Below are 19,574 nucleotides of genomic sequence, written 5' to 3' on the forward strand. Positions count from 1 at the left end.
TTTAATTACCTACCTTTTGGTGATATAACTTAACAATTTGATCAACCACTTGATCAATTGTTAAGTTATCTGAATTAATTACAAACGCATCATCAACAATAACTAATGGAGCTAACTCACGGTTAGCATCATTATCATCACGTTGTTGGATGTCTTTGCTAAATTTATCAATATTTTGATCAGATAATTCTAGATCTAGTTGCTTAATTCTTCTGATGGCACGTTCTTTGGCTGATGCAGTTAGATAGATCTTTAAGATTGCGTTTTTTAACACAATACTACCAATATCTCTACCGTCCATAACTACAGGGTTTTTGGCTGCATAATCTTGTTGCAATCTTAGTGCTAGATCACGAATTTTTTGATCTTGAGCAATCAAACTAGCACCCATTGATACTTGAGGATTTTCTAGTAAATCTGAAATATTTTCATCATTTAAAAATACTTGATCACCATTAAATACGAAATTAAATTGATGATAGTTTTTAATTAAATCATCGTTATTTCAGCTATTTTTATTAATTAAATAATAAAACGCCCGAAACATCTTACCTGTTGATAAATAATCAAAGTTAAGATGTTTGGCTACTAATTTAGCAACTGTAGATTTACCACTACCAGCAGGACCATCGATTGCAATCTGTTTGTTATTCATATGTTATTGATAAATTCCAAAGATGACAAATAAAAATATTATACACACTGCCATTAATGTTATTAATGTAATTAGTAAAATTTTAAACGATCGTGATTTGTTTTTATTTTTAGCTATCTCAATAACATCAACGGGTTTGAAGAACTGTTCATCATTAATTTGCTCTTGAGCAAATTTAATGATGTGTTTTAGTTTCATTAAATCATTATTTGAGTTTGAGTTAAAGCTGATGGCTAAATGTTTGATTGATTCAAAATCGTTTTCAATCTTTTTAATATCAACTAAACCAACATCTTTTAAGATCCAGCTATTATTTTCTTTAGTGCTTGTGATGTCTTTTGAATAATCAGTTAAAAATCTGGCTTGTTCAATAATGTTAATTAAATCGTGTGAATCAAAAGTTTCAATCAGTTCTTTAAGTGCTTTTAGTTGTTCAGAATTGGTTTGGGAATAATTAACTTTAAGGTTAAATAAATTAGGTTTATTAATACGATAATCTAATAAGATATTGTTACTAATGCGTTCTAAATCATTCTTATATTTAGTAACACTTTTATCTTCTTGATCAAAGATTTTATTTAATTGAGCTTGCTTTTTTTTGGTTTCACGAACAATTTTATTTTGGTTTAAACGGCTCATTATTTAATCTTGATGTGTTTTAGTTACACGATAGCTAAATTTTAAAATAAAATATTTAACAATTTAGAAATTATCAAACATAAACTCATATGAAACTACTTGTATTAACATTAAAACAATTCCAAGATATTGAATTAGTTAGCTTCACTTCAATCATGAAAGCATCAAAGAAATTTACACAAATTGATTTTTATTCACCTGATAATTTAAGTGAAGTGGTTGGTCAGTTTGATATTGCTCATATTAAAACAATTAATTCATTTGATGTTAATGATTATGATGTGATTTATATCCCTGGTGGAATGGGTGCAAAACATTTAAGAACTAATCAAAAAGGTCTTGATTGTGTTAAACAATTTGTTGATAACAATAAATGGGTGATTGCAATTTGTGATGCTCCGAATGCTTTGAGTGAAAATAATATTTTAAATAAAAACGATAGTTATATTTCATGAAGTGATGGCAGCATGAATGACATTAATCGTATTAAAGATTTTAATGTGCAACTAAACTGTTCTAATAAATTAATTACGGGTAGATGTTCATTAACAACATTAGATTTAGCTTTTTATAGTTTGGAAATGATTTTTTCTAAAGAATTCAGTGATGAACTAAGAACTAGATTGACTGGTAAAGCATAAATTAATCATTGTTTCTTAATGAAATTTAAAATTTTTGTTAATTTTTGTTATAATCTATAAGGTTATATGGTGCCTTAGTCAAGTGGTAAGGCTTGGAGCTGCAACCTCCACATCGTCAGTTCGATTCTGACAGGCACCTCCATGTATGTCCGGGGCGGAATATATTTTGGTTCGACTCCAAAAACATACACCAATTAATTAACAAACATTACGGGAAGTAGCTTAGCTTGGTAGAGCACTTGGTTTGGGACCAAGGGGTCGCAGGTTCAAATCCTGTCTTCCCGACCATTTATGGCTGGATACCTCAGTTGGTTAGAGGGCTCGGTTCATACCCGAGTTGTCGTGAGTTCGAATCTCACTCCCGCCACCATGTTGGATCTATAGCTCAATGGTTAGAGCCCCCGACTCATAATCGGTTGGTTACAGGTTCAAGTCCTGTTAGATCCACCAAATATTAAAAATTAAAAAATTTTTGGCATAGTACTTAGTTTTTTAATTTTATTGAAAAATAGAAGGCAAAAGCCTTTAATAAGTACTATCATATGGATGCTTACCCAAGTGGCTGAAGGGTTCGGTCTTGAAAACCGAGAGTGGCTTAACGGTCAGCGGGGGTTCGAATCCCTCAGCATCCGCCATTAAAAATAAAACTTTTCAAATATTTACACATCATTTAAATATGTTAAAATGATGTGTAATGCATCGCGGGATAGAGCAGCTTGGTAGCTCGTCAGGCTCATAATCTGAAGGTCGGTGGTTCAAATCCATCTCCCGCAACCATGGTTCCTTGGTGTAGTGATAACATACCTCCCTGTCACGGAGGGGTTGCGGGTTTGATTCCCGTAGGAACCGCCATGGTCTTGTAGCTCAGTCGGTAGAGCAATGGTCTGAAGAACCATGTGTCGGCAGTTCGATTCTGCCCGAGACCACCATTATTTCATTGTTTTCATTAAATAAACTATTAAACTTAAATAGAAAAGATTAATAGTAAGCCTCTTAAATTAAACACATACTAAATAAAATTACGCAAATTTATGCGTAATTTTTTATTGATTGTATTATAATTTATAAGGTTGAATGTCGGCATAGCTCAACCGGATAGAGCATCAGTTTGCGGAACTGAAGGTTACAGGTTCAAGTCCTGTTGTCGACGCCATTAATATTGTTAACATATCAATTATAAGTCCTTATGGCATAGTCAATGTCATAAGGATTTTTTTATGTTGCTTATTAATGGATTAAGAATGATTATTGATGTAATAAAAAAACATTATCCCGAAGGATAATGTTTAAGAATAATGAAATTGCTTAATTTAATGCTTATTAAATAAGCTTATAAATACCATCTAAGTATGATGAGAAGCTAGTATCAAGGATGGTAGCTAAATGATTAGCTGGTGTTGGTGAATTAGTGTTATTACCCTTATTGTCGTTGTTAGCAGGAGCAGCAGGTTCAGAACCCATATAGAAGTGAGGAGTTACTTTTCCATTTTCATTGCTAAATACAATGTTCATGATCTTAGTTGTTCCATCAACTCTATTTAATCAACCATTAGTTTGAGTTGGATATGTTTTTAATAAGAACTCAACGATTTCACGATATGCTTTAGCTGATTGATCGTTTCTGTAATACTCACCAGAGTTAGTATTTGATTTGTTTTGAGTTTCAGTTGGCTTAGTTTGTGTTCCATCAGTTTTTTCTTTGTTATCACCTTCTGATGGGTTGCTTGGGTTGTTTCCTTCTGATGGTTTTGTTTCTGTTGTTGGTTTTTCAGGCTCAGTTTTATTAGCATCTTTGTTATCACTACTTGCTTGAGCACCATTTTGATTTCCTGTTTGAGCAGAACCAGACCCAGAACCAGTGCTAGCACCAGATCCAGAACCTTCAGGAGCAGGAGTAGCTGGTTGGCTTTCTACTGTTCCATCATGAGTTCTTTGTTCGCCAGCATTCTTATCATCAGCTGGTTTTTTAGAGAATGGATTTAATTCATTAGATGGGTGTTTTTGATCATCTAAAATATCTTGGAATAAGAAGAAAGTAATACCAGACTTGTAGTTCGGATTATCTTGTGGTCCTTGTCATTTTTGAACTGCTTTTGCGTAAGGTCCAGCTCAAATGTTACCACTACTTAAATCACCACCATTAATGAATTGGTTTTGAGCAGGGTCAGTGTTTGTAAGGATTGAAACAACATAATTTCCGTTGTTAATTGAATTAGTTCCGTAAATTAGATTTTGAATTTTTTCAGACGAAACTGTTTGAATATCCTTAAAAGTTCTATTGTTTTGTAAATCACTAATAGAAACAGTTTTAAAATAACCTGACTGAGCACCAATTGAACAACTTGTTAGTGCAAAACTTAAACCTAAACCGATTGAAGCAAGGCTTGTAAGTTTTTTAACAATTTTGTTTTTATTCATATTTTTATTTATATAACAGATAATATTATATAAAAAGATATTAAATATAGTTGGTATATAATGCATTCAAAAAAATTAATTTTAGTCATTGGACCAACAGGAACTAAAAAATCGTATTTAGCTAACAAATTAGCATTAAGATTAAATCTGCCAATTATCTCAGCTGATGCTTTTCAAGTTTATAAAGAATTAAATGCTGGTGTTAATAAACCATCAGCAAAAACTTTATCTGAAATTGATTATCATTTGGTTTCTGAAATATCAATATTTGATGATTGATCAATAGCTCATTTTAATAAGAAAGCTAAGGATATTTTGTCACGCACTCCAAATTGAACAATTGTGTGTGGAGGCAGCCATCTTTATATCAACAGTTTGATTAATGATTATCAACTAGAAAATGAGTCGTTAGATCAAGCATTATTTAATGAGTTAGAACAACAAGAGAACCAAGAACTTTTTAATCAATTATTAAGCTATGATTTTGATGAAGCAAATAAGATCGGAATTAACAATAGAAGAAGATTGTTAAGAGCAGTGTATTTGTTCAAAAAACACGGTAAAAAGTCAAAAAATGATACAAAAAAGTTTGATTATATTGTTGTTAAATGTATGTCAGAAAAACAGCAACTTTTTGACTACTTAGATAAGCGATTAAATGAGATGATTGATGATCTAAAATGAACTGAAGAAATTGCTTATTTAGATCAACTAATTAAAGATAAAAATATTGATAAAAAATTAATTGCAATGAAGGCATTAGGTTATCCAGAAGTTTATGATGCATGATTAAATAAAAAACCGATTGATCGTGAAGCAATTAATAAGAAACTTAAAAAACTAGTTAAACACCAATTAACCTGAACAAGAAATAAATTTAATGATGGTTTAAAAACATACGAATTTAATTTCTTTAATGATGATGCTGATAAATTGTGTGATGAGATAATTGAATACATAAAAGATAATGACTAAACATCTATACATTCACTTACCGCTATGTCAAAAGATTTGCACTTTTTGTGATTTTAAACGAGAGTTAATTGATCGTTATAATCCACAAAAAGTAGTTGATGATTTATTAAAAGAAATAGAAAAAAAATCATTTAAACAAGAACAATTTTTAAGTATCTATTTAGGTGGTGGAACGCCTAATATATTTAGCGATGAATTATTAGATTATTTTTTATTAAATATTTCAAAATATGCGGCAAAAACGTGTGAATTTACTATAGAATGTAATCCAGATTTAATTACAAAATCACAAGCAAAAGTTCTGAAAAAAAACAAAGTAAATCGAGTGTCTGTTGGAGTGCAAATTGTTAATAATAAAATCCTGAAATATTTAAACAGAACTCATGACATAAATCAGTGTTATCAAGCAATCAAAAATTTACATGAACAAGGCATTGATAACATTAATATCGATCTTATGTATGCATTGCCTCACATGAAAAAAGATGATGTTATTGAGAACATAAAATTCATTAAAAAAACTAAACCAAACCACATATCTTTTTATGGCTTAGATTTAAAACCAGGAGCATATTTAACTAAGACCCCTTATGAGATTGATTTAGATCAAGAAGCAATCCAATTAAAGACGATGAAAGCTGAACTAAATAAGCTAAATTATAAGCGTTATGAAGTGGCTAATTGATCACGCTTAAAAAAGTATCGTTCAGTTCATAATTTGGCTTATTGATTATCCAAAGATTATGCTGCAATCGGATGGGGTGCTCATGGGTTTGAAGACCGTAAAAGTTATTATTATGATGGCACAATTGATAACTGAGAAATCAAGAGCACAGCACTAAGCGAAGAAGACTTTTATCAACGTGTTTTAATGATGGGTTTAAGGCTAAAAGATGGCATTGATATAACCATTGAACCATTCAAGACTGCTTATCTTAAATACAAGGATAAACTCAACTATGTCAGCATTGTTAAAAACCATTTAAAAGCTAACAATATTGATCTACTAAACGAGTCAATTATCAATATTTTCAACTAATCTATTAGTAATAAATACTAATAAAAAGATAGCCTGTCAGCTTGCTTTTTCTTTTCTATATAATTCTTATTAATCTTATTCATAAAAAAGGTATAAGTTAATTTCGCAATGCTATTTTTAAAGAAATTTCATGCCCAAGGGTTTAAATCATATGCTGACAATGTTAATTTCAGCTTTGACGAACACGTAACGGGGATTGTAGGGCCAAACGGCTCTGGTAAGTCAAATGTAGTAGATGCTTTAAAGTGAGTGCTTGGTGAGCGTTCTATGAAAAACCTGAGAGGAAAAACCAGTGATGATGTTATCTTCTTTGGTTCGCAAGAAAAACCTGCATCTAAATTTGCAGAAGTAAGTTTGACATTTGACAACTCACAAGGTTATTTACATGACAAACGTAAAGAGATCACAGTTACCAGAAGAGTATATCGTGGTAGTGGGGTATCTGAATACTTAATTAATAACGAGCCATCATCACTTAAAGAAATCAATGACATCTTCTTAGATTCAGGTTTAACAAAAGGTTCGTTATGTATTATTTCGCAAAACACCGTATCAAACTTTATTGAAGCTAAACCAGAAGATCGCAGACAAATCTTTGAAGATGCTGCTGGGATTGGACGTTATGCTAAAAAGAAGCAAGACGCAATTAAACAGATTGCAAGAACTAACGATAACTTAAAAGAAATTACAACAATCGTTAATGAGCTTAATCGTGATTTAAAGAAATTAAGTCAACAAGCAGAAAAAGCAAAACTGTATAGTGAAACTAAAGAAAAATTAAAAGATCTTGAAGTAACATTAGCAGTTAATGAATATTTAATTTCCCAAAAAGAAATTGAAGGCTTATCTGAAAAAATTGCGAAAATTGATGAACGTTTATTAAAGAACGACCCCCAATTACAAATCAATCAGGAAAAACTTGATACCTTTAAAAAACGTTATGCAACTGCTGATAATAATGTTCAGAAAATTCAAAACGAATTACAAAAAATTTATGATGAAATTTCATTATTAGAAAAGCGTAATGTTTTTAATGACTTACAACTTAAATCAGATTTAGATTCTAACGATAAAAATAAGAAAATTGATGCGTTAGAACAACTGTTAAAATCATCTGAAGAACAATTAAAAAAATACTTTAATTTAATTACTAAATGAGAAGAAGAATTAAAGGTTCAACATTCAGAAAAAGAAGCATTAACAGTTCAGTTAGAAACATTAAAAAAAGAACTTGCCACTCACCAAGTTAGACGCTATGAAGCAAACTCACAAATTCAGTTTTATGTAAACCAAAAACAAAATCAATTAGCTCAAGATATTGGTGTGCGCACGGTATTAAATAATAAAGATGCAATTGGTGGTGTTCATGGTATTGTTCAAGATTTTATTAAGGTTGATGAACAATATGAAGTTGCGATTTCAACCGCATTAAACCGTGCAGCTAAAAACATTATTGTTGATAGTAACCAAGATGCGATTAATGCTGTTAATTTCTTAAAAGCTAACCGCGCTGGTAAAGCGACATTCTTACCACTAGCCAACTTAAAAGATCGCGAAGTTAAACCTGAACATTTAGAAGTTCTAGATCAAGTTGAAGGTTATTTAGGTATTGCTTGCAATCTAATTGATTATCATGATAAATACGATCCAGCCATCAAAGCATTATTAGGTCAGATCATTATTGCATCAGATTTAGAATCAGCTACCAAGATTTCTAAATTTACTTACCAACTATACCGCGTGATCTCACTGGGTGGTGATATTGTTAATGCTGGTGGGGCAATTACTGGTGGTGCTGAAACTAAACACGCTCAAACAATCTTTAATGTTGATGAAAAAATTGACAGCTTAAAACAAGAATATTCAGTAGCTGATAAAAACATTAATGAATTGAATAAAAACATCGAATTTTACCAAGCAGATCTAACTAAAAAAGAAAACGAATACAGTGAGAAAAAAATCACAATTCAACGTTATCAAGATTTAGTAGTTATTGAACAAAAGAAATTTGATGATTACAAAATTCAATACGAACAATTAACTGATAAAACTTTTGATGGTAAAGATGTTAAGTGAGATGATAAAAAAATCAAATCTGAATTGTTCAGTTTAGAAACTAAAAAAACAACATTAGCTCAAGATTTAAAGATTAATCAAGAAGCGAAAGAAATGTATCAAAAACAAGTTAGTCAACTTGAAAAAGAAGTAAGTAGTTTCTATCGTGAAATTGATGATGATAAAAACGATAAATTAAAACATCGTGAGCTGTTAACTAAGCACGAAAATACGATGTATTTATCAAAATCTAAGATTAATGAATCATACGGAATGGCGATTGAATTTGCGATTGAAAACTTCAATAAACCATTACCAATTTCATTATCACAAGCACGTAATGAAGTTGTTAAATTACAAAGCACATTAAACAATCTTGGTGCAATTAACATGGAAGCGATTGAAGAGCTTGATGTTAAAAAAGAACGTTATGAAACTTTATATAACCAACAACAAGAATTGATTAATGCTCGTGATAAGATCAATGATGCGATTATTCGTTTAGATGAAAAAGCAATCCAAGAATTTGATCAATTAATTAGTGATTTAAATAACGAATTACCTAAAACATTCTATTACTTATTTGGTGGTGGTAATTGTGAAATCAGATACTCAAATCCAGAAGATAAATTAGCAAGTGGTATTGAAGTATTTGCTTCACCTCCTGGAAAAAATATTGGTAACTTAAACCTGTTATCAGGTGGTGAAAAAGCATTAGTTGCTTTATCAGTATTATTTAGTATTTTAAAAGTTTCATCATTCCCATTAGTAGTATTAGATGAAGCAGAAAGTGCATTAGACTTAGCCAACGTTGAACGTTTTGCTAACATCATTAAGAACTCATCAAAACAAACGCAATTCTTAATCATTACCCACCGTGAAGGAACGATGGTTAAATGTGATAAGTTGATTGGTGCAACGATGCAAACCAAAGGTGTGACTAAGATGTTATCAGTGTCATTACACCAAGCTAAGGATATGGCAGAAGAAGTTGAGGCTGAATAATGAGTTTTATTAAGAAGTTATTTAGTAAGTTCAAAAAAAAGCCAGATGTTGTTGAAGAAATTAGTAAAAAAAATCAAGAACATTCTTTGTTTGAATCTAACCAAGAAAAGTTTGATGATGGCTTGAAAAAAAGTTCAAATTCTTTTTCAGATATCATCAATCAATTATCAACCAAATATGTCACATTAAATGACGAATTTTACGATGATTTGTTTGATTCTTTCATTCAATTAGACATCGGATATACTGCAACAAAAAAGATTGTTGATGCCATCATGGAAGAAATCAAATACCAGAAGGTAATTGATCCGACATTGATTAAGCAAATCATTGTTGATAAGTTGTTTATTTATTACATTCAAGACAGTGAAGTAAATATTGATTTAAATTATCAACAAGGCAGACAAAATGTTTTTTTAGTTGTTGGAGTTAATGGCGTTGGTAAAACAACCTCGATTGCAAAACTAGCAAATTATTACAAAAAACTTGATAAGAAAGTTTTATTAGTAGCAGCCGATACATTCAGAGCTGGTGCAGTTGAACAATTAAATATCTGAGCACAACGCTTAAATGTTGATATTTATAAGGATGAAACCAAAAAAGATCCAGCTGCTGTGATTTATGAAGGTTTAAATTTTGCCAAACAAAAAGATTATGATCTAGTCATCTGTGACACATCAGGAAGATTACAAAACAAAGTCAATCTGATGAACGAATTAAAAAAGATCAATGGCGTGATTGAAAAATTCATTGAACGTAAGGTGGATGAATCATTATTAGTTCTAGATGCAACCACGGGTCAATCAGGTCTGATGCAAGCTAAAGTTTTTCATGAAGTAAGTAGTATATCTGGTATCATTTTAACCAAGATGGATTCATCATCAAAAGGCGGAATTATTTTGGGAATAAAAGATCTATTTAATATCCCCGTAAAATTAATCGGATTAGGCGAAAAACTCGATGATTTAGTAAGTTTTGATCTGCAAAAATACTTAATCTCATTAACAGCAAATCTTAAATTAGATTATGAACAAACCAATAGTTAATTTGCAAGAATGGGATTATTTAAATCGGTTGTTTAGTTACTATGAAAAGTTGTTATCATCTAAAACCAAACAATACTTAGAAGAATACTTAATCAACAACCTATCATACAACGAAATTGCCACCAATTATCAAGTATCAAAACATGCTGTTTATGATCAGATTAAAAAGGGAATAATTCAACTCAAAGATTATGAAGCATTATTGCAACTATTAGAACAATCCAACCAACGGATGGTTTTATATCAAATGATTGATGATGAACAACTAAAAGCTAAACTCATCAATCTAGAAACTAAATAAAAATTAAAATATTAAAATTACTAACAAAAGGTTATTATATATAATGTCATCAAAACTAAAATTAATTAAAGAGATTGATTACAATCAAGAAATCAAAGTTACCCAATTCTTCATTGATCCTGCAATGATGCAACAACAACGTGAAAGAATCAAAGCAGCGATTCCTAACATGAATGATGAAACGATGTTGCAATATGAATTATTACAACTAAGCATTAAAGACAACTTATTTTCATCAATCATGAATCATTTAGCATCTCACTTTGAGTTTGAAATTGATCAAGAAGAAATTAAGAAAATCATCGAACAATTAAAAGCAAATGGTTTAACTTCTCAAAAAGAAGAAGTATTAAACAGCATGGCTGATAAGATCATCAAAAAAGGTTTAATGTTTGATTATTTATCAGAACAATGAAAAGTTAAAGTATCTGATGAAGAAGTAAAAAACATGTTGGATATTTATTATCAAAAAACCAACCAATCAATTCATGATGTATTAAACGATAAACAAAAATTTGAATCAGTGCGTGTTTCAATCTTCGAAGAAAAAATGGTGTTAAAAACCATCAGCATGTTTGCAATTAGATTTAATATGCAAAACCCTGCTTATGAAGAAGATCAAAAATCATCAGATAAGAGTGTTGATTAATGCTTAATACTGTATTGATAGGTGGTCAGATTGACAGTTCTAAGTGATCAAAAAATAAAACTGGGTTTTATGTAACGATCACGCAAAAGCGTAAGTTTGGAAATAAGATTTTTACGGATTTTTTTGTAATCTATGCTAACGATGAACTAGGACAAAAATTATCTGAATACGTGCAAAACCACGAACACTTATTTGTTAAGGGTGTTTTAACTACTTATCAAGATAAAAAAACCAAAATTTGAAAAACACAAATTTTAGCCGAGAAAATTTTAGTTAATCACGACAAAACATTAACTAATCAACAAGAAGAAAATTAATATGCTTAATTACTTTAATACTGCTTTATTAATGCTTCAGGTTGTTCTAAAAAAACAAGATGAAGCAATTAAGTTTGGAAACATCCAAGTTAATGATCAAGGATTTTATTTAGATTATTTATCACAAACCATTAAGATCAATCCTGAAGATTTTAATAAGCTTATCAAATCATTAACTAAACTAACCTCATCAGCTAAACCAATCAAAGAACACAAAGTTGATAAACAACAAGCAATCAAGTTATTAATCAATCAACCTTACAGCGTTGAATTGATCAATGAGTGTGAAGAAGATCTTGTTTGTTTAGCGCAAATTGATGATGATTATTATTATGTAGCAAATTGTGGGGTGTTAGAAAATACCAAACAATTAAAAGCATTTAATTTCCAATCAGTTGGTGGGGCGTATTTTAAGGGTGACAAGAATAATGTTGTCATGGTGCGTCTAAATGGTTTTGGTTTTGATAATGATAAAACGATGGCTGATTATTTAGCCGTTATTGAAGAACAAAAACAACGTGATCACCGTCGTATTAATAAGATCTTAGAACTATTCACATTCAATCCGTTAGCAGGAGCTGGGATGCCGATTTGATTACCAAACGGTCAGATCGTGCGTCAGCTAATTGGTGATTATGTTCATAGTGTTCAAACCAAATACGGATTTACTTTTGTAAACACCCCTGTGTTGGGTAGTGTGGATCTTTATAAAAAATCAGGGCACTATGCGCACTATGCTAAAGATATGTTTACTGAAATCAAATTGCTAGATGGTGATAGCATGATGCTAAGACCTATGACATGCCCACACCACTGTTTGGTTTATTTAAACAAAACAAGAAACTATGACGACTTACCAATGCGTTTATCAGAAGATGCATTGTTACACCGTTATGAAGCATCAGGTGGTTTAACTGGGCTTGAACGTGTGCGAGCCATGATGTTATTAGACAACCACATCTTTTGTCGTTTAGATCAAATTAAGAGTGAAATCTTAAATGCTTATAAAGTGATCAATGAAGTAATTAGCACATTTAATCTGAAGTTTCACCGTATTGATCTATCATTACACGATCCAGCTGATAAAGAATCATTTATTGATAACAAAGAAATGTGATCACGTTCTGAAAAACAATTAGAAGACGCACTAATTGATTTAGGACTAACATATACCAAACAAGTTGGTGAAGCTGCTTTTTATGGACCTAAGATTGACTTCCAAGTAAAAACAGCACTAAATAAGATCATTACCGTATCAACAATCCAATTAGATTTCTCACTACCTTCACCTGAAAAATTTGACATTAAATATAAAAACAAAAACAACGAGTTTGAACAAGGGGTGATCATCCACTTAGGGATCATTGGAACTTATGAACGTTTTGTGGCAACATTATTAGAACAAACCAAAGGTGCATTAGATCTATGGTTAGCTCCAAAACAAATCACGATTATTCCAATCAATAACAACGTGCATTTACAAGCATGTAAGCAATTAGCAAACATCTTTGAACAACATAATCTAAGAGTAAGTGTTGATCAACGTGATGAAAGAATGAATAAAAAAATCCGAGAAGCGCAAATCAACAAGGTCCCTGTTCAAGTTATTGTTGGTGATAATGAAGCTAATGATCTGAACCAAATCACTTACCGTTTATACGGACAAAGTGAATCTAACCAACTAGAACTAAGTAAGTTTATTGAGTTGTTTAAAAAACCATATTAGTTAATAAAACAAATGAATAAGAATAAGTTATTAATCATTGATGTTGATGTGCGTTCGATTTATGATGATGGTTATGACATTGACGCACTAACCAAAGTAATTAATGATCTCAAAGATCGCTTTGAGATCATCATCAGTTCAAACAGTTGGTATGAAAACATCTTACATTTTAATAACTTAGTAAAACTTGATGTTGATGACATCAACATCTTAATGGCCAACGGGGCTTGTTTAAGAAAAAAACACGATAAGAAGTTTTATTACGAATCAATCTTTAAAAAGAACGATTATGATCTAATTAATCACTTAGCACTAATCAAACAATCAGGTATTGTTGCCAAGGGGTTAAGCAACCCTGATAGTTATGACAATCTAGCTGCTTCTTATTTCTTAAACTACAACACGATTAAGCAGGCCCGACAACGTTGGAAGCACCAAATGAATTGGAACAATGATTATGATAGTTTCAACCAACAGATTAAAAAGATGGTAATCAGTCAAATTTATCTTTTTAACATTAGTGAATGAATTAACTGCGATGATTTTTCACAAACGATCAAAAACCACGACCGCTTTGAATTCATTAAACTAAATCATGATGATGGCTTGTTTATTAATAAGGATATTAATAAATACAATACGATTAAAAAACATTTCAACGATAGTTTTTTAATCTACTTATCACTAAACGATCATATTAATGAACAATTATTAGATCATTTTGATTACAATGTGTTTTCTAGTAAGATGGCTGAAAGTTATCATAAAAAAGCCCAGTTTATCTACCAGCCTAACCAACTACATTTATTACTAGAAAACCTCAAATCGATTGTTTAGACAACTTTTTTATTATTAAAAAATAATAAGCAAAATCAGTTGTAGTTAAACAATCTAAAATGAGTTAATATTAAAAATATAATCAATAATTAAAATTGTGCTATCTATAAATTAAATGGGCGTTAAGCAACTATGAACCCGAAATTTTACAAGAAATTAATTAAACAACTACCAAAACTAAAAACTAAAGCCTTTAAGAAGTATGCAGCTTATGACTTCAACTTTGCTTATGATCAAAAAGCGAAGTTTTATTTAGTTGGTGTTAATGAAAATAATGAACTAATTAACTTATTAAAACCTAAAAAAGCTTTACCAGCACAACTGTTTGGATTAGATCATGCTGAGTTTAGTTTTGTTAATAATCATTATTATATTGATGCGATTAATGATGTTGGTGAACAAGTATTATTAAGATATAACGCATTAGACCAATCATTAGTTAATACAGAAACCGAAGAACCAGTTGATAGTGCTTATTACACTGATCTAGAAGGTTATGAGTTAGATTTTTCAAATTATTATTCAAGTTATTTAGATTTAGCAGATATGCCAGAAGACGATCTAGCTGATCAACAAAACCTGGATGATGGTAGTTATGATGAAACTCAAGAAGTTGATGAAACCACCGCTTATGACGAAACCCAAGAAGTGGATCAAACCCAAGCAGCTGATGAACAACAACTAGCAGCTGATCAAGCTGGATATGATCAACAGTATGCACAAAATGCCGAAGGTTATGTCGATCCAAACGCTCAATATGATCAAACTCAATCTTATGATCAAAACGCTGGTGGTGACTATGCAGATCCTAATGCACAACAAGCATATGCTGATCCAAATGCACAATATGCTGATCCAAATGCAACTGGTTATGTTGATGCTAATGCTCAATACAATGATCAAAACCAGGCTTATGTTGATCCAAATGCAACTGGTTATGTTGATCCTAATGCTGCTAATGCTCAACAAGACTATGCAGATCCAAACGCACAACAAGCATATGTTGATCCAAACCAACAATATGCTGATGCTAATGCAGCGGGTTATGTAGATCCAAACGCACAATACAACGATCCAAACGCCCAAGGATTCGTTGATCCTAACCAACAACAATTTGATCAAGCACAACAAGCTTATGTTGATCCAAACGCTCAAGCTAACTATGATCAAAGCCAAGTTGATAACACTCAACAATACGACCAAACATCAGCTTATGATCAAACTTCTGCTTATGATCAAACAGGAACTTATACACAAGAGTTCACTCAACAATACGATCAAACATCAGCTTATGATCAAACATCTGCTTATGATCCAGCTTACAACCAACCAGTAGCTGATCAAGCTTACAACCAATTCAATCAAGATCAACAACAATTTAATAATAATGTTGATCCATACGCACAACAAAATAACCAACCAGTAGTTGATTCACCATTACAACAAGCTGCAGATCAAATCTATGCTCAAGCTGAACCAACTGTTGAAGTTGATCTAAATAATGATGTAGTTCAACCAGACCAAGTTGTTGAAGCTCAACAAGTTGTTCAACCTGAACCAGTTGTTCAACAACCAGAAGTTCAACCTGAACTAGTTCATGAAGCTAGTGAAGTTCAACCAGTTGAACAAGCTGCACCAGTTGAAGAAGATAAGACAGTTGTTGAAGAAAATAAAGCTGAAGAAGTTAAAGAAGAAGCTGCTCCAGCTGTTGATAAAAAACCAACTAAACCAGCTAAAAAACAAATTCGTTATGCAGTTCAAGGTGTTAAAAAACCTGAACCAACAAAACCAACTGATGACACAATTGAGTTAGAAACTGACCAACCAGCACCAGTTGACCAACCAGTTAAAGAAGATGTAATTCAACAAGTAGTTGAACAAGCAGCTCCTGTTGTTGAAGCTGTTAAACAAGCTGCTCAACAAGCAGTTCAACCTTCACAAGAAGAAGTTGTTAAAGAAGACAAAACAACTGTTGAAACAAAAGTTGGACAACCAGTTGAAGAAGACAAAACAACAGTTGAAACTCAAGTTGAACAACCAGCAGTTAAGACTGATGAAATCAAACATGTTCAAGAACAACCATCTGAACAATTAAAATCAGAAGCAGTAGTTCAACCTTCTCAACCAGAAATTCTAGAAGAAGACAAAACAACTGTTGAAACTAAAGTTGAACAACCAGTTGAAGAAGATAAAACTGTTGTTGAACCAGAAGTTGATCAACCTAAGAAGGATTTATCAAGCTTAGAAGAAATTCCAGTTGTTATTGAATTACCTAAATTTGAAACACCTGAAATTAAAAAAGTTGATTTAGAAAATTCACAAACCATTGAATTTAAATCATTTGAACTGCCAACGCCAGTTGATTATTCAGTTAATAACAAACCACAAAAACAAATTGATGAATTTGAACTAGTTCAATTACAAGTTCCATCATTAGATGATCAATTAGAAGATCAACAATTACAATTAGAATTTGAACAAGAAGACGAATTAACTTTTGAAGAAGTTGAAGACACATTCTCAAAAGTTGAACCAGTTTTATCAATTCAACAAGAACAACCAGAATTGAAATTAGAACCAATTTCAATTACTCCAGAAGTTCAAGTTCAAGCACAACCTAAACCAACAAGAGTTCAAATCAGAGATTCAATCCAACAACAAGCTCAATTTGAACGTGAACTACCTAGATTAGTTCAACCAGTTGAACAAGTTAAAGTTACTAGATTAGATGATCTAATTGAATTAGAATACGACGAACCAGCTAAATCATTAAGTCAAGTTCTAGAAGAAATTGAACCATCAATCAAACAACAACCATCACTTGATAGTTTAATGCCTAAGGTTAATAAACAAGTTAACAAGGCTAAAGTTGTTCAACAACAACAACAACAACCAATTCATAATGAGTTATTAAAAGCTCAACAAGCAATGCAAGCTAACAGCTTCAATGCTAATGCTTTTAATAACCAAATTAACGAACAAAAACCAATCATTCAAGAACGTCATATCATTGAAGAATGAGATGATGAAGTAAGTCAAGAAGTTGTTGCGCCTAAAAAACCATTGAGTGCAAAACAAATGGAGTTCTTAATTCAACAAGCAGTTGATTTTGAAGAAGAAGACACTCCTGTTGTTGTTCAGAAAAAACCAACTAAATCAATTCAACAACAAGTTGATGAACTATCAACTGCTGAAGTTGAAATCCAACCAACTCCTGTAATTCAACCTACACCAGTTCAACCAGTAGTTCAACCAACCCCAGTTGTTCAACCAACACCTGTTGTTCAACCAACAATCAACCAAACAATAACTGCTCAACCTGTTGAACAAAACTTATTCTTAGAACCTGAAATCAAAGTTCAACCACAAGCTTTATACACAGCTTCAAGAGAACAAAAACACATTCTAAACAACGACAACTACATCCCTGGTGTGACTCAAGCTGTTAATGAACCAGCACCAAGCATCAATATCAACCCACAAGTAGTTCAACCAACCAACGAAGTTCTAAGACCACAACCACTAAGAGAACAACAACCTGAACACTACCACCAAGAATTAAACAACTACCAACCAACTCACCAACCACACTATCACCAAGAAGCTTATAGTCAAAACCAATACCAAGACTATGATGCTAGATATGTAGATCATCACGATCACTATGCTAATGATCGTTATGATCACTATCACGATCAACAAAATCAATACGTTGATCAACGCCCTGGTCACGATCAATACTACGATCAACCAAGATATGAAGAATATCCTGAATCATATGAACCAGGATATGGTTCATATCAAGACCAACCAAGAAGAAGTGCTTCAAATGATTATCAATCTAGATATGAACCTAGATATGAACAATATGAAGCATATGAACCTAAACCATATCAACCTAGAAGATTTGAACAACCTAGAAGATATGAAGATGATTCATATCTAAATCAACAACGATATGAACCATCATATCAACCATATGAACCAAGAGCTAAGTTTGAAATCAGAAAACCAGCTGCTTATGAATTAAATAAACCTTCTAGAAGATATAGCTATATTTCTTCTAGAAGATCAGAACCAAGATTTGAATCTAGAATGATGCCAAACAATTTAGCTAGAAGAGAATTAAACTATTTAAGACACAAAGAAGGTTATGGTTATGATTATGATCGTCCATCAACACAATACTACCGATCAAACTATGACACTTATGTAGGTGAGATCAGAAGACCAACAAGACCATTATTAACAGGATCTAGTGCTTCTAGACCAATAGCTAGACCGATTGCTCCAGTTATTGCGCCAAGAAGAGTGTTACCACCTAGAAGAGTGAGCGTAACACCAGTTGGTGTTAGAAGAGCTTCTTACATGCCACCAATGCGTGGTGGAATGATGCGCTCACGTTATTCAGCTAGAAGACCAGTAATGTCAAGAGGTTATTGGTAATGAATAGTGAACAAAGCCAAGATGTCGCCTTGCAGTTCTTCATAGAACACACAGCTTACTCGCGGCGTGATATAGTTAGCATCACTCAAATCCATAACGGGTTTACCAACTTGTCTTTTTTGATCATAACTAGTGATGATCAAAAATACCAAGTGCGGTTTGCTAGAAACAATGAATTAGTTTCTAGAACTAATGAATACAATGTGATCAAAGCGCTGAATATTGACTTATTCATCTACTTTGATCAAGACACTGGTGATTGCATTAAAAAATGAATTCCAGGTAAAGAAGTTGATTATTTTGATCGACTTCGGCTTGATAATTTAGCAATAGCAATCAAAAAGATCCACCAAGTCGATCTTAATAATCTAAACATCCTACCAATTGACTGGTTTAAGGGAATTGAGAATGCTAAATTATCAACCCGACATAAAAAGCTTTATGTCGAATTGATAAATAAGTATAAAGATCTACCAACAACTTTAACCCATTCAGATCTAAATGCCCACAATATGTTGGTAGATCAGTTTAATCAGATTCATCTGATTGACTATGAATGGTCAAGGATTAACACGCCATACTTTGATTTAGCAAACATGGCGCGAGAATCACTAAACTTAGATCAAGCTTACTATTTGCTTCATGCTTATGGTGGGTTGGATCAAAAAGTCTTTGAGGACTTTTTGATCATCACTTGTTTGTTTGCACTCATCTGAACTTACAATATGAAACAAACAGATAAAATCATTGCTTATCGCAAGATGGTGCAAACGCGTCTAGACGAGTATCTAAGATTGTTCACTACCCATTAGAGTAGTAGAAAAA

At 31.9% G+C, this 19,574-nt stretch carries 15 protein-coding genes and 9 tRNA genes; 21 read left to right on the plus strand and 3 right to left on the minus strand.

Features of this window, described 5'->3' with window-relative positions; all coding sequences use genetic code 4:
* Position 1: 1 nt before the first annotated feature.
* Positions 2-655 (minus strand): (d)CMP kinase, encoded by a 654-nt coding sequence (gene cmk, locus JJE79_RS00705; RefSeq protein ID WP_222926589.1) that lies wholly within the window; start codon positions 653-655, stop codon positions 2-4.
* 3 nt (positions 656-658) lie between these two features.
* Positions 659-1,294 carry a hypothetical protein gene (locus tag JJE79_RS00710; RefSeq protein ID WP_222926590.1) on the minus strand — a complete coding sequence of 212 codons (636 nt, stop codon included), beginning with the start codon at positions 1,292-1,294 and terminating at the stop codon, positions 659-661.
* Positions 1,295-1,383: 89 nt separating this feature from the next.
* On the opposite strand from JJE79_RS00710, the gene JJE79_RS00715 reads away from it, so the two are divergent.
* The 10 genes from JJE79_RS00715 (at position 1,384) to JJE79_RS00760 (ending at position 3,088) form a co-directional block, all read left to right on the plus strand.
* On the plus strand, positions 1,384-1,935 hold the full coding sequence (locus JJE79_RS00715) for a DJ-1/PfpI family protein (protein WP_222926591.1): 552 nt from the start codon (positions 1,384-1,386) through the stop codon (positions 1,933-1,935).
* 68 nt (positions 1,936-2,003) lie between these two features.
* Positions 2,004-2,077: transfer RNA gene (locus JJE79_RS00720), tRNA-Cys, on the plus strand.
* Positions 2,078-2,146: 69 nt separating this feature from the next.
* Positions 2,147-2,223, plus strand: a tRNA-Pro gene (locus tag JJE79_RS00725).
* A gap of 5 nt (positions 2,224-2,228) precedes the next feature.
* Positions 2,229-2,305 (plus strand) — tRNA-Met (locus JJE79_RS00730).
* Positions 2,306-2,309: 4 nt separating this feature from the next.
* Positions 2,310-2,385: transfer RNA gene (locus JJE79_RS00735), tRNA-Ile, on the plus strand.
* 94 nt (positions 2,386-2,479) lie between these two features.
* Positions 2,480-2,570, plus strand: a tRNA-Ser gene (locus tag JJE79_RS00740).
* Positions 2,571-2,635: 65 nt separating this feature from the next.
* Positions 2,636-2,712, plus strand: a tRNA-Met gene (locus tag JJE79_RS00745).
* A gap of 1 nt (position 2,713) precedes the next feature.
* Positions 2,714-2,787 (plus strand) — tRNA-Asp (locus JJE79_RS00750).
* A gap of 1 nt (position 2,788) precedes the next feature.
* Positions 2,789-2,864: transfer RNA gene (locus JJE79_RS00755), tRNA-Phe, on the plus strand.
* Positions 2,865-3,011: 147 nt separating this feature from the next.
* Positions 3,012-3,088: transfer RNA gene (locus JJE79_RS00760), tRNA-Arg, on the plus strand.
* Positions 3,089-3,255: 167 nt separating this feature from the next.
* On the opposite strand, the gene JJE79_RS00765 is transcribed toward JJE79_RS00760, so the two are convergent.
* Positions 3,256-4,353: a hypothetical protein gene (locus JJE79_RS00765; RefSeq protein ID WP_222926592.1), complete on the minus strand. Its 1,098-nt coding sequence runs from the start codon at positions 4,351-4,353 to the stop codon at positions 3,256-3,258.
* Positions 4,354-4,413: 60 nt separating this feature from the next.
* On the opposite strand from JJE79_RS00765, the gene JJE79_RS00770 reads away from it, so the two are divergent.
* The 11 genes from JJE79_RS00770 to JJE79_RS00820 all read left to right on the plus strand — a co-directional run bounded on the left by JJE79_RS00770 (position 4,414) and on the right by JJE79_RS00820 (position 19,561).
* The gene (locus JJE79_RS00770; protein WP_255565854.1) at positions 4,414-5,328 is read left to right on the plus strand and encodes a tRNA (adenosine(37)-N6)-dimethylallyltransferase MiaA; all 915 of its coding nucleotides are present in this window, start codon (positions 4,414-4,416) and stop codon (positions 5,326-5,328) included.
* Positions 5,321-6,367: a radical SAM family heme chaperone HemW gene (hemW, locus tag JJE79_RS00775; protein ID WP_222926593.1), complete on the plus strand. Its 1,047-nt coding sequence runs from the start codon at positions 5,321-5,323 to the stop codon at positions 6,365-6,367. The genes JJE79_RS00770 and hemW overlap by 8 nt, the downstream gene beginning before the upstream one ends.
* A gap of 108 nt (positions 6,368-6,475) precedes the next feature.
* Entirely contained in the window at positions 6,476-9,427 is a 2,952-nt protein-coding gene (locus JJE79_RS00780; RefSeq protein ID WP_222926594.1) for an AAA family ATPase, read from the plus strand.
* Positions 9,427-10,473: a signal recognition particle-docking protein FtsY gene (ftsY, locus tag JJE79_RS00785; RefSeq protein ID WP_222926595.1), complete on the plus strand. Its 1,047-nt coding sequence runs from the start codon at positions 9,427-9,429 to the stop codon at positions 10,471-10,473. The genes JJE79_RS00780 and ftsY overlap by 1 nt, the downstream gene beginning before the upstream one ends.
* Positions 10,454-10,774 (plus strand): DNA-binding protein, encoded by a 321-nt coding sequence (locus JJE79_RS00790; protein ID WP_222926596.1) that lies wholly within the window; start codon positions 10,454-10,456, stop codon positions 10,772-10,774. Before ftsY ends, JJE79_RS00790 begins: the two co-directional genes overlap by 20 nt.
* 43 nt (positions 10,775-10,817) lie before the next feature.
* Positions 10,818-11,423 (plus strand): MPN555 family protein chaperone, encoded by a 606-nt coding sequence (locus JJE79_RS00795; protein ID WP_222926597.1) that lies wholly within the window; start codon positions 10,818-10,820, stop codon positions 11,421-11,423.
* On the plus strand, positions 11,423-11,740 hold the full coding sequence (locus JJE79_RS00800) for a DUF3217 domain-containing protein (protein WP_222926598.1): 318 nt from the start codon (positions 11,423-11,425) through the stop codon (positions 11,738-11,740). The genes JJE79_RS00795 and JJE79_RS00800 overlap by 1 nt, the downstream gene beginning before the upstream one ends.
* 1 nt (position 11,741) lies before the next feature.
* Complete coding sequence (gene thrS / locus JJE79_RS00805) at positions 11,742-13,466, plus strand: threonine--tRNA ligase (RefSeq protein WP_222926599.1); 1,725 nt, start codon at positions 11,742-11,744, stop codon at positions 13,464-13,466.
* A 12-nt stretch (positions 13,467-13,478) separates the two neighbouring features.
* A complete protein-coding gene (locus tag JJE79_RS00810; protein WP_222926600.1) occupies positions 13,479-14,303 on the plus strand; it encodes a hypothetical protein in 825 nt (274 codons plus the stop codon).
* A 132-nt stretch (positions 14,304-14,435) separates the two neighbouring features.
* Positions 14,436-18,749 carry a hypothetical protein gene (locus JJE79_RS00815; protein ID WP_222926601.1) on the plus strand — a complete coding sequence of 1,438 codons (4,314 nt, stop codon included), beginning with the start codon at positions 14,436-14,438 and terminating at the stop codon, positions 18,747-18,749.
* Entirely contained in the window at positions 18,749-19,561 is an 813-nt protein-coding gene (locus tag JJE79_RS00820; protein ID WP_222926602.1) for a phosphotransferase, read from the plus strand. The genes JJE79_RS00815 and JJE79_RS00820 overlap by 1 nt, the downstream gene beginning before the upstream one ends.
* Positions 19,562-19,574: the final 13 nt, after the last annotated feature.

Origin of the sequence: Mycoplasma sp. E35C (assembly GCF_019873825.1) — a bacterium.
Classification (GTDB): Bacteria; Bacillota_I; Bacilli_A; order Mycoplasmatales; family Mycoplasmoidaceae; genus Mycoplasmoides.